Genomic DNA, 11,136 nt, shown 5'->3' with positions numbered 1-11,136 from the left:
ACAATAGCGCTCTGTGCCAAGATAAGAGCGCATATTTTTCTGCTTAACTTCATTAAAGAGAGCAAGATCATGAACAAAGGAAAAATCAGGGGGGGGGTAACTCAAGTATTTTGATATTTCGCACAGCCATATTTATACTTCTTCCTTCATAATTTATGCGCTGTCCCCAGCCATGCCCTCCTGCATTTATTTTTTTGTCAAAAAAAACCTCATCATCCTTAACAACATGGAGTAAAATAGAGGTTATTATCCCGTCATCATCAGTACTTCCGAAAAACTTACCTCCGAACAATCTAAGTCTTCTTAACATTTCATCGTAGTTATTACCCTTATCAAACAATAGAGCAAATTGATAATTTCCAGTTTTGCTGATTTCAAAATCAAATTTTACTGATTGGCCAGACTTTGTTATATCAATCGGTTTGTAGATATGAATAGGCTTAGAGCAAGCCACCAGCCAGGTACAACTTAAAAAGATTATAATATTGCGCCAGTATTTGAACCTTCCGTATACCTGTAATACCTTCACCTCATTACCCTCAACTTTTTCTACGAAAATCAAATTTTCGGATTGTAATAGCCGAACTCGACAAAACTTTCGATCCCCTTAAAGGCCGGGATATCCTCCAAAGTGGTAATAACTGCAGAGTAACGCCCGGGGGATAATGAAAATGATTTAATGTCCCGTATAGCCGCATTCACATATTTTTCTTCATAATAGAAACTCAGCCCTCCGTCGTTTCCTCCTGCATTAATTTTCTCGTCAAAAAAAACCTGGTCGCCATCTTTAACGAGATGGAGTAAAACTGGAGTGATGACCCCCTCCTCATCAATACTCCCGTAAAATTTACTTCCGAATAATCGAAGTCGTCTTAACATTTCGTCATAGTCATTCCCCTTATCAAACAGCAAAGCAAACTGATATCCTCCCTCCTGTGGGATTTCAAAATCGAAAATCACTGACTGACCGGCCTTGGTGACATCAATGGGTTTGCGTATTGTTTCCGCTCGCTGATGGCAACCACTTAACCCCGAGACGAACCCGGTACAACGGACCAGTCCGGTAAAGCCTAAAAAAAAGAGGATTAACCAGCCACAAACTAAAAAAATAAGGAGATAGCCCCAGTACCGAGGTAATACCTTCATTTTGTTGCTCCCAATAAAGTAAGATGGCAAAAAGTCTCAATAATCACTTATCCCACCCCGGAAAAACGGTAAAAATAATGCGCGAATCAGACAGAAAGCACCTTACGCGCCTTCGGTTTTTTTATCGTTCTCTCAAACTTTCATCGATATGCTGCCGTAACGGGCTTAGGAAGTAATCAATCACCCGACGCTGATCGGTTTTTATTTCTGCTGTTATCGACATGCCCGGAGACAGTGCAACTCGCTGACCATTGACCAATAGGTGATCCGACTTCAGACGAATACGAGTGCTATAGATAAGCCCCCGCTTTTCGTCTTCGATAGCATCATTCGATACACTGAGCACTTCACCATCAACGGTTCCGTACTTAGTGAAATTAAAGGTTTCCACCTTGACGGTGACCGATTGACCTATGTGGACAAAACCCACATCCTTGTTTTCCAGCATGGCTTCCACTTCTATCGGTTGGTTTGCGGGGACAATGACCATCAGTGACTGAGCGGGTGTCACCACACCACCAACGGTATGGACTGCGAGTTGTTGAACTGTGCCCGCCACTGGTGCGTTGAGGCTGGTCAGTTTTTTCTGGTGATGGGCTTTTGCCAGTTCCTGCCCCAGAATTACTGCTTTCTGGTTGGCTTCCTGTTGCAGGTCAAGCATGGCGCAACGATTTTGCGCAACAACAGTTTCACGCCGACGCCGTGCTTCCTCCTGAGCGGCAGTGTGCTGCAAGACACTGGCCTGCTGAACCACCCGTTCAGATTCATAGTCCAGCGCACTGGTTGCCTCGTCGAAAATCAAAATACGAGGATCACCAATCAAGGCACGGGCAATCGCCACCCGTTGTCGCTGACCGCCCGAAAGTGACGCACCGTGTTCACCCACTATCGTGTCGTAACCTTCCGGCAACTCAAGGATAAATTCATGAACCCCCGCCATTTTGGCGGCATGCATAACCACTTCGATCGGCGCTCCGGGGTCGCTCAAAGCGATATTTTCACGAATACTGCGGTTGAATAGCATATTGTCCTGCAACACGACGCCAATCTGCCGGCGCAACGAGGAGACATCAGCCAATGCCAGATCCATGCCATCGACCATCACCCGCCCGCGCTCCGGCACATAGAGCCGCTGCAACAGGCGAGTCAGGGTACTTTTGCCTGATCCGGAGCGGCCAACCACACCAATAATCTCTCCGGCAGCAATGCTCAGGTTGACGCCACTCAGCACTTCAGAGCCATCGGGACGATAGCGAAAATGCACCTGCTCGAATGTAACCTGCCCTTTGAGCGGCGGTACCGTACTACGTGTAGACTGAGACAATTCAGTATGGGAATTGAGGATATCTCCTAGACGCTGCACCGAGACGCCAGTTTGCTGGAAGCTGGTCCATAGTTGAGCCAGACGCATAATAGGGCCGCTGACACGGCCAGCCAGCATATTAAATGCGATCAGTTCTCCCACCGACAGTTGCCCTTCTATCACAAGGCGGGCACCCAGCCAGAGTGTGGCAACCGTTACAAGTTTGCCGATAAGCGAGACGCTTTCATTGGCGAGAGTCGATAAGGTCTGGGTTTTGAAACCCGCAGCCACATAAGCTGCCATCTGGTTATCCCATTTACGGATGATTTGCGGTTCAACCGCCATTGATTTCAGGGTATCAATGCCGTTTACCGTTTCTACAAGAAACGCCTGATTTTCAGCGTTGCGTGTGAAGCTGTCCTGTAATTGAATGATCACCTTAAAGTTAACGCCCGAAATCATTAACAATATCAATCATAAATTTGAGTCAGGTTTATTTGTCTGGCAGGAACGTTGGAAAGCTAATCAACATCATCGTAACCGCTTTTTGCATAAGTGCAGGCAAGCTGGGGCGGATTATTATTTCGTTCTGGAAGCGTTAAACGATGCCTGCCGGACAAGGCGAAATAAGATTTTTATGTCTGATAAGGGCTGGCTACAGAATTTTGTTTATAACATTGCTCAGTATTTTCCTGAACAGCAAGCATGCTTAACCGAAAATGCTGAAGATATTCAGGTGTTGAGGCTCAGTAATGGGGCTGAAATTCGCTTTGCACATGAAAACAGCCTTGTTGCTGCACTGTACGGAGATGTCTACGTATCAGAGTGGGCTTGGGCTGATAATCCTATTCAGCTGGTGCAATTAGCTCTTAGCTTATCAATGAATGAGGGATGTCATAGAACGTTTTATTCCTCCAGAGATTCAGGCGATAACGGCGAGAAGGCTTATAAAAAGTTCTTTACTGGAAATCGTATCGGGTGTGGATCGGCTTTTTCGATACGGTGACGTTGTTTGATGATGTTGAAGGTCGCTTAGATGAGGAACGGATTCGTAACATGTGGTCACCGCAGGCATTTGAAGAGCTGTATTTGTGTCGCCTGCCTCATCCACGCTGGTAATCAGGGAGAATAAACACAATGGCGAAATCTCCCACAGAACGCAAGGCCGCCCAACGTCAACGCCAGCAGGAAGCTGGCGTCACCAAAATAGAATTGCTGGCCGATAATCAGGAACTGGCAATGCTAAAGCGAAATTGTGCGCAAAGACGACCGGGACGTGATCCGTATGACCTAGTTGAATATCTCACTTTGCTGATTCGCAAAGATGATGTGGAGCTACGTCAGACAATGGAAACACTGGCAGCACAGCAATGTGAAAAATGTGGCGATGCACTTCCGGTGACAGAATGCTGCTTGTCAGGTGATTCTGCCTGTTGAGTTGCGCTGGGCTGGGCTGGGCTGGGCTGGGCTGGGCTGGGCTGGGCTGGTATGAAGTAAAATTGTAATGGTGTGACATGTCACGAAATGATAGCCTTATAATTTACTGATAATATTATTTAATATGGAGTATTTTATGAAAAAAATTATAACCGCTTCAGTATTAGCATTAACGCTATCTGGATGCGCTGGGCTTGAATTTCAGCCGCCTGCAAAAGGCAAGCCCTATGCTGTATATACCTCAGACAATGAACCGAAGTATTTGGCAAGTTGTTTAGCTCGTGAATGGGGAACATATGATCCATTGATTTTGCATAGTTATAAACCTGATTACTGGGGTTACAGTGTAGATACAGTCGGTTTTAAAGACGGTGAATCAGCTGACGTTTATAGAAAAAATGGTAAATCAGTGATTAATTTCTATGCGGCTAGCGATAGCAATAAAAAACGCCTGAAAGAACGTATAAACGCTATGGTGAAAGCCAATAAGTTCTGCGTAAATGCTGAACTTGGTGAGGCGCCAACTAAAAGAGATGCGGATGGGAAAATAGTACTCTGGTAATTTATTAACCACACTCAGCAGATAAATCCACTTTTAAACGGGTTTATCTGTCCTCTCATTGGTAAGATATTTCGTTTATACTTACCTGCATAAAACTACTTATTTCCCGCACCAATCCGCAAAATCAAACAAGGATCTCACACCCCGTCAAGTGCCAGCACTGGCGCACTTTAAACGATCCCTTGCAGGTGCATAAAAAGCACTGCATTTAGTGGGCAGGCGCGGCGGGGTCACGACTGCGCGCAGCGGTGTTTATTGGCCGTGCCAACCGCCAAAAATCAATATGGCGAAACGCGAGAACGTAGAAACGCATTCAGCGTGGCGCAAGATACAGAGGCTTGTTTTTATAGCGATGGCAGGTTTAACTCTTAAACGGACATATTGTTATGGTATTTAGCCCATTGTTAATATTGATAATAAGGTCATGTTTTGAAATCCTGATGACGATCAGAATAATCAGAGCAACACGTTACATGCATAGGGAATGAGAGTCATGACAATAAAAAAGGGTTGGTGTTATTTTAGGACTATTAGCCGTTTTAGTGATGCTGGTTTTTGGGGTTTTTACTGCGGGTAGCGAACTGATAGCGGCATTTAAGATGGAAGACCGGGTGCAATCCTCTTATGTCATGTTCGTGATTATTTTTCTCTCGCCACTCATGCTGTATTTTTTGCTTGCTGCAATCTATCTGGGGATAACTCGCAAGCCAGAAGAGCTAGCAAAAAACAGGAAAAAGAAAAAAAAGAAAAAATCAATAACACTGCATGATCGGATTATAGGTTTTTGTCTCGCTATTGCATTACTCGGGTTTGTCGTGAGTATTCCGCTATCCTTGTATATGCATTTCAAATTGTTGGATGCTGGGTATGTTGTCTGCGAGCGTAAGTCTGCGAAAGCGCCAACTTGGTATGCGAAAGAGAAAGAACTCTGCCACTAAGGCTATCAAGCTCACACTCAGTGACAGTCTTATTATGATGCCATGATATGCAGGGATTAGTTGTCCCGTCCAGCGAGTAAGGCTCAAACCGAATAATCCCGTATCTAAAACCTGCGTCATGCAGAAATAAAGAAACTAAAAGGGCTTTTAAATCCCATTTATGTAACCTGTTGATTTTAATAATTTCCTGCATGGCGTTGTAATTCAATTAAATCAAGGAGTTAAAAGAGGAGGGTTATCCCATTTAGATAAGTGAGTGATTTTAGTTGGCCCCTAAAAACCCGCGGCCTGCGGCTTAGAAGATAGAAAAATTACCTTGCGAATCACAACAATTAACGCATTTATCGGCGCTCACACGTCCCATCTTACCGAAAGCTACCCGCAGTTACCTTTCGATGCTTGCCCCAAATATGTCCCACTTTTAACTCTCTGAATGGCTCCCCCTAAGCCAACTAACCACTAAAATAACTTCAATATGCCTATGCGGATTTCGCATAGGCATAAATAAGTGCAATATTGTTATTATTGAAGAAAATAAGTATGCATTCCCTCTAATGATTCATTAAATGTTTTACTATTCTGAGAAGGGGTTCACTGGTGACTATGAAAATTTAATCAAAGAAATTTATGGCGCTGCTTGTGTACTTTAAAAAGCAACGCCATTAGTTAATAAAATACAATTACATAAATAAACACTTAATAGTTAAATGGGCACTCGCAACCGATACAGGTGCATCAGAATTCACGGTAAGAACAACATTAACTGTTCCGTTTTTTTCAGGTAAATCATCTAAATAACCATACCAAAATGTTGTTCCAGAGAAAGCCTTAATCTTATTTTCTGAAATAATTACACTTACTGGTATTTTTACTGCGTCCTCGTATGGAACTCTATACATATCGCTAACTGCTTTTTGCTTACTCTCTGAACCAGTACCAATTCCAACTGTAACACTAGCAGAACTCAATTTATTTCTATTCTCTATTACAATAAAACCATCTGCAATAATAGGGAGATTATATCGAAATCTATAATCTAGGTTTATAGATCCAACAACAAAATTGCTATGGGGGGCTACATTTTTTTCATCTTGAATGAAAAAAAGTGACGATTCAATGCTTCTAATATTGTTTTTATTATGGGAAACTAGGCTGGCATTGCTAAATACATTTAAACCCCAATAATCTGATCTATTAATACCATATCCTGCTCCAATATAGGTATTGCCATTACTTTCGGAGTTATCTACTGTTACAAAATTTGAAGTAATACTTGGAAATAATTTAGAACCAACAACATTAGACATACCTCGAATATCAATGGATTTTTGATGCAGATTAGGGTAATCCGTATCCCATACTGTTCCTGTGACCACATTAAAAATACCGCAAAGCCTTAATATATTAATTGATTCATCCGATGATTGATAATATAACTTATAATCATTACCCGATATTTCACCATATTTTTCTCTTTCACCAAAATAATCATAATCAAATTGCATCAAACCATTCATGCACTTCCATATAGTTAAATTTATATGGTTATTATTAATATATGTCGCGTCTTCCTCTTCTCCTGTGCGGCCTAAAATTTCCTCATATGCTGTGCGCATCCCCCTTACCGTTGCCTTAATATGTACTCCAGAGATAATCCCTGATTTTCCATTACTCCCAGTGGTCGCATCCATAACTATTCCACGACCTCGTGTGTAATGCCCATATATGTTGACGTCAACTATTGTTTCTTGACCAACAGCCAATAACATTGCTGGTCTGGATGAACCATTTACTGTCACAACATCCATATCGTAATCTGCAGCTTCTAGATAAGGTGCGATAAGTTGAGAACCTTTATTTACAGTAAAAACCTTACCGCTTTTCCTTATTACAACCGATTGGCTACCTAATGGAGGAACAACAACTAATTTCTTATCGATAGGTATTTCAATAGAGACATCTATATCAGCTGTTCTCAATAAAACAACATTATTAGTTTTAAATGCATCTTCAACCTTTGATGCATTTAATATCATCTTATCAAAATACAGTGAATTCATATATTCTTGTGGGCTTACTGCGGAACTGCTATTCATTAACTCTGACATTTACGTCACTCCAAATAAATAAAATAATAATATTTCTGTATATTGCTTTTTACTTTTTGTAGGAAAATACAGTGGACTTTATAGATAACAATTATGAATCATTACAAAAACCAAATGTAAAACAAATGTAAAACAAATGAATAATATTTTAGACAACCTAATTCATCATCCTTAATTAATAATAAATTTAACTCAGCTCTATTATTTTTTTAATTAATTAAACTTGTGTGATTTCCTACACACAGATAGAAAAGAATCAATACGTATCTTCTAACCCTGTAATTTCTATGGGTTTATCGTCACCTCTTACTTTCTGCCTCACATTCCACACCGACTCTGCCGGCATCTGGACACGGACATCCAAGCGGGTGCCGGCGGGTAAGTCACACGCCTCATCCTCGGTATAATACGTCTGTGCCTGTGCCTCCATGGACTTGATACGCCGGTTCTGTAAGCGGGCGGGCATGTGGGTGTTCTGCCGGTGCGTCACTTTGATGTCGATGGCCCCATCCGGCAGCACCTTACCCGCGCTTCAGGTTATCCCCGGTCAGATTGTTACCCTCACCGATAATGTGAACCCTATCCGGCATACGGGTTGTGGGGTAACCTCTGAAAACAACAATCTTCTCGTCCCTATTAGCCTGTTTTTCGCTATAACATTTTTGTAACAAATCGCCACTATTGAGGTTCGGACAAATCAGTATGCCTAAGCTGTATTTTCCCCGTTTTGGATTTTGGGCAAAAGAAAAGGCTCCTCGCAGTGGGAGCCTTTTCGCCGGATATAAAAAACCATTTTTACCACATTAGCACACTTTTTGCGGGTCGCACTAATGTTTCAGGTTTGACTGATTGTTTTTTAATCTATAAATCCATATCCAATTGAATATCAAGAATTTCTAAGCAACCCGCTATAAACCGTTCGGCACACTGTATGCGGTGCCTAACTTCCCGCTCACTGGTTTCGTACCTGCGTCCTATCTCCCTCTTAGAGTAGCCATACATGTAGTGCTGCTTAATAAATTCCAATTCTTCGGGTTGCCCTATCGCCTGCAGACGTGCAACGCAGAGGTCAATGATTAGCCCGTCCGCATCACTGCATGTCAGGCGATTATCCCCGTTGGCGGGCGGTAGACCGCTAAATCCAGCGGCAACCGGCGACCAGCCAACGTGAACCTGCTCAGACGTTGACTACCCACCCCACTGCGCTAAAACCTGCTGAATATCACGCATAGCATTTTGTCCTGTACTTTCGTGTACCCCAAAATTTTTTACTGGAAGCCTTCGTGTTTACGTGCATGTGCTGCTTTTTCACCAAATCCAAGCCGCAATTTGTTACCTGCACTGCGAACTGGAAAAGTTTTACCAATTAAGAGGTGTAACAACCTGTAACAACCTTTTCTTAACCTTTCCTATAGAGCCCCTATATACTAATTGGGGGGTAGTTAGAACTAGGTTGTTACGGTTGCAATTCCTTTTTTAAATCATGGAATTAAATGTAACAACCTCACTATTCAAGGTTGTTACAGGTTGTTACGTCGGCTTCATAAACGCGTTGTGATTTCCCGTTTATGCGTCTTAAAACACGTTTATAACCACAAACTAGCAAAATTTTGCTAATTCGCATTTCTTCACGTCTTCCAATGTTTTTGGGATCAATGTTCAAAGCCTCTCGCAAAACATCCCCTGCACGTAAAAATTCGCGAGTTCGGGGTATCTCTTCTGTCATCAAATCAGGAGTAACTAACCAACGCTCAACAGTTTCTAGCCACACATCTTTGATGGTATATTGCTCGTGTACAGCCGCGGCTAACCGTTCGGCATCACGAAACAGTATCCCGTCTTCTTCAAAAATCACTTTTGCCTCGGCCCATAGCAGGGTCAGATCGGACTTAATATCCTCTACTGATATCTTTTTAACCTCTACAGGTAGCCAGCGCCGGTTACCTGTTTTATCGTCCAAAAACTCATCTTCGTTGGTCGTACCGACGAAAAGGGTTCTCCGGGGAAACTGGGTAGCAAATTCACGATACTTAGGTATCCAATTTTCAGGCGTGCGGGTGACAAACGCCTTGATAGCCTCTTGTTCTTTAGTATTCAACCCTCTTAACTCACTGATTTTAGCCACTAAACGCCCACGCATCTTACGGGCCAGATCATCATCTTTCTCAGCGAATGAGATTTCAGTAAAAAAAGAAGGAACAAGGGAAAGTGCCGCGACACCGGACGACTTCCCACAGCCTTGTTTCCCCACTAAAACGGGCACCATGTCAGCTTTGATACCGGGTTTTAATACCCGTCCAGCTAATGCAGTCCACATATAGTTAGAAACCGCACGTGTAAACGGAGTATCTTCTGTCCCCAAGTGAGTGTGGTAGAACTGTTCAATGCGCGGGACGCCATCCCATTTCAGGCCATTTAGCCATGCGATAGCGGAATCAAAAGGGTTCTCGTCAGCCGCCAACAACACTGCATCCCGGATCAGCTCGCGGCCTACAGGTTTGAAATTACGTTTCTCCAGTGTGATACGTAGCCGAGCATAATCAGCGTCACCAAATGTTTGCCATTGCTCAGTCCCTGCGGGGGCGAACATAATTTCATCACGGAACTGGTCGAAACGAATTTCCACATCGATAAAATCAGGACGCATTACAGCTTTGGTGACGTTCTCTATTGTTGCCTCAATTTGCCCCCACTTATCACGTTTGAACGAGGGTAAGAACGCGGGCTCAGTAAGTTCCCCTATCACATCTTCAAAATCATCAACACAAGCAACGGCAGACTGGAAGCGTTCAGCTCCGGGATTCACCCACCCTGCTTTTTGTGCCAACGAGAAAATGGATTGAAAACCCGTACGGTCAGCGGTGAGTTTTTCCCATTTGTTAGCTGCGGCTTCAGGATCACCTTTATCGACTTTGGCTGACCACTCTACCCATAGAGCTTTGGCCTTTTCTTCGTGGTCAGTGTCTTTGAATCACGCTAACCGGTTCCCCATTGCCGCCCACGAGGGATAATTTTCAGCGTGTTGTAACAGGCTGGAATGCCAGAGCGCCGAGCGCAGATCATCAAACATGTTATTATCTATATTTTCCAAATCCACCAAGCGCGTGAGGTCGTCATGTTCGGTCTCGTCTGGGATTTCAGTAGGTACCGGTACGGTGGTCAGTAGCGTATCGACATCAACTTCGGCCCCGCCAAATGACCAAAACTGCGCCCGTTCGTCAGGCAGGAAAACCATTTGTGCGGGACGGTAAACCGAATCGTCCCACTTTGCAGGGCCATCATAGAGCAAATCGACAATGCTCATAATTTCGGACTGAATCGCCTGTAACAACAGCTGTTTTTTAGTAGGAGAAACCTCGCGCGACGGGGAGAGGATAATACGCCCTGTACAACCGAGTGCGCATGGCTGGCCGTGGTGTAGGCGAATCCACGGTAAGTAGATAAAATTTCTCTGATACAGTCCCACCCGTTCTGGGTGATACCGTCCAGATCTAACGGTAAATAGCACAGGTTACCTGCACTGGCAGTACGGCGACGACGCGCGGTCATGTATTAAATAGTTAGTTGTTGTGATATGCTTCCCGCCTTTTAAGGGTAAAGCATGGCCAAAGCTGACGTCTATTGCCGTTATTGTCACAAATC

12 protein-coding genes and 2 pseudogenes are annotated in these 11,136 nt (G+C 43.5%); 6 read left to right on the top strand and 8 right to left on the bottom strand.

What is annotated here, in order from left to right:
* Positions 1-85: 85 nt before the first annotated feature.
* The 3 genes from Xhom_RS19755 to Xhom_RS34270 form a co-directional block, all read right to left on the bottom strand.
* A complete protein-coding gene (locus Xhom_RS19755) occupies positions 86-529 on the bottom strand; it encodes a DUF5625 family protein (protein ID WP_169928494.1) in 444 nt (147 codons plus the stop codon).
* 29 nt (positions 530-558) lie between these two features.
* Positions 559-1,146, bottom strand: a complete 588-nt coding sequence (locus tag Xhom_RS19750) for a DUF5625 family protein (protein ID WP_071933856.1) — start codon at positions 1,144-1,146, stop codon at positions 559-561.
* Positions 1,147-1,267: 121 nt separating this feature from the next.
* Entirely contained in the window at positions 1,268-2,887 is a 1,620-nt protein-coding gene (locus tag Xhom_RS34270) for an HlyD family type I secretion periplasmic adaptor subunit (protein ID WP_145957483.1), read from the bottom strand.
* Here Xhom_RS34270 and Xhom_RS19740 point away from each other — a divergent pair.
* The 5 genes from Xhom_RS19740 to Xhom_RS19725 all read left to right on the top strand — a co-directional run bounded on the left by Xhom_RS19740 (position 2,880) and on the right by Xhom_RS19725 (position 5,386).
* The gene (locus tag Xhom_RS19740) at positions 2,880-3,455 is read left to right on the top strand and encodes a terminase large subunit domain-containing protein (RefSeq protein ID WP_069316126.1); all 576 of its coding nucleotides are present in this window, start codon (positions 2,880-2,882) and stop codon (positions 3,453-3,455) included. The two genes, Xhom_RS34270 and Xhom_RS19740, sit on opposite strands and share 8 nt — an antisense overlap.
* Positions 3,428-3,568 carry a hypothetical protein gene (locus Xhom_RS37615; RefSeq protein ID WP_232326311.1) on the top strand — a complete coding sequence of 47 codons (141 nt, stop codon included), beginning with the start codon at positions 3,428-3,430 and terminating at the stop codon, positions 3,566-3,568. Before Xhom_RS19740 ends, Xhom_RS37615 begins: the two co-directional genes overlap by 28 nt.
* 18 nt (positions 3,569-3,586) lie before the next feature.
* A complete protein-coding gene (locus Xhom_RS19735; protein ID WP_069316127.1) occupies positions 3,587-3,886 on the top strand; it encodes a hypothetical protein in 300 nt (99 codons plus the stop codon).
* A 136-nt stretch (positions 3,887-4,022) separates the two neighbouring features.
* Positions 4,023-4,448 (top strand): hypothetical protein, encoded by a 426-nt coding sequence (locus Xhom_RS19730; protein ID WP_069316128.1) that lies wholly within the window; start codon positions 4,023-4,025, stop codon positions 4,446-4,448.
* Between the two features lie 545 nt (positions 4,449-4,993).
* Positions 4,994-5,386 carry a DUF1240 domain-containing protein gene (locus Xhom_RS19725; RefSeq protein WP_069316129.1) on the top strand — a complete coding sequence of 131 codons (393 nt, stop codon included), beginning with the start codon at positions 4,994-4,996 and terminating at the stop codon, positions 5,384-5,386.
* 680 nt (positions 5,387-6,066) lie between these two features.
* On the opposite strand, the gene Xhom_RS19720 is transcribed toward Xhom_RS19725, so the two are convergent.
* Both Xhom_RS19720 and Xhom_RS19715 read right to left on the bottom strand, forming a co-directional pair.
* Entirely contained in the window at positions 6,067-7,494 is a 1,428-nt protein-coding gene (locus tag Xhom_RS19720) for a hypothetical protein (RefSeq protein ID WP_069316130.1), read from the bottom strand.
* 256 nt (positions 7,495-7,750) lie between these two features.
* Complete coding sequence (locus Xhom_RS19715) at positions 7,751-7,960, bottom strand: hypothetical protein (protein WP_069318439.1); 210 nt, start codon at positions 7,958-7,960, stop codon at positions 7,751-7,753.
* A 28-nt stretch (positions 7,961-7,988) separates the two neighbouring features.
* Between Xhom_RS19715 and Xhom_RS31110 the strand changes: the two genes are divergently transcribed.
* Complete coding sequence (locus Xhom_RS31110) at positions 7,989-8,162, top strand: hypothetical protein (RefSeq protein ID WP_169928491.1); 174 nt, start codon at positions 7,989-7,991, stop codon at positions 8,160-8,162.
* Between the two features lie 193 nt (positions 8,163-8,355).
* On the opposite strand, the pseudogene Xhom_RS19710 reads toward Xhom_RS31110, so the two are convergent.
* The 3 genes and pseudogenes from Xhom_RS19710 to Xhom_RS27965 form a co-directional block, all read right to left on the bottom strand.
* Positions 8,356-8,664 (bottom strand): annotated as a pseudogene (locus Xhom_RS19710) (antiterminator Q family protein); the annotation flags it as partial.
* Positions 8,665-9,001: 337 nt separating this feature from the next.
* Positions 9,002-10,255, bottom strand: a pseudogene (locus tag Xhom_RS19705) (VapE domain-containing protein); the annotation flags it as partial.
* Positions 10,256-10,465: 210 nt separating this feature from the next.
* On the bottom strand, positions 10,466-11,002 hold the full coding sequence (locus Xhom_RS27965) for a hypothetical protein (protein ID WP_145957481.1): 537 nt from the start codon (positions 11,000-11,002) through the stop codon (positions 10,466-10,468).
* Positions 11,003-11,136: the final 134 nt, after the last annotated feature.

The sequence above is a fragment of the Xenorhabdus hominickii genome (assembly GCF_002632725.1).
Taxonomy (GTDB): Bacteria; Pseudomonadota; Gammaproteobacteria; order Enterobacterales; family Enterobacteriaceae; genus Xenorhabdus; species Xenorhabdus hominickii.
This window is presented reverse-complemented; position numbering and strand designations above follow the sequence as displayed.

Excerpts from the sequence above, each read along its gene's own strand:
- Xhom_RS19740 (WP_069316126.1), top strand. The coding sequence starts at position 2,880 with ATGATCACCTTAAAGTTAACGCCCGAAATCATTAACAATATCAATCAT.
- Xhom_RS31110 (WP_169928491.1), top strand. The coding sequence starts at position 7,989 with ATGTCGATGGCCCCATCCGGCAGCACCTTACCCGCGCTTCAGGTTATC.
- Xhom_RS19730 (WP_069316128.1), top strand. The coding sequence starts at position 4,023 with ATGAAAAAAATTATAACCGCTTCAGTATTAGCATTAACGCTATCTGGA.
- Xhom_RS19750 (WP_071933856.1), bottom strand. The coding sequence starts at position 1,146 with ATGAAGGTATTACCTCGGTACTGGGGCTATCTCCTTATTTTTTTAGTT.
- Xhom_RS19715 (WP_069318439.1), bottom strand. The coding sequence starts at position 7,960 with ATGCCCGCCCGCTTACAGAACCGGCGTATCAAGTCCATGGAGGCACAG.
- Xhom_RS19735 (WP_069316127.1), top strand. The coding sequence starts at position 3,587 with ATGGCGAAATCTCCCACAGAACGCAAGGCCGCCCAACGTCAACGCCAG.
- Xhom_RS19720 (WP_069316130.1), bottom strand. The coding sequence starts at position 7,494 with ATGTCAGAGTTAATGAATAGCAGTTCCGCAGTAAGCCCACAAGAATAT.
- Xhom_RS19725 (WP_069316129.1), top strand. The coding sequence starts at position 4,994 with ATGCTGGTTTTTGGGGTTTTTACTGCGGGTAGCGAACTGATAGCGGCA.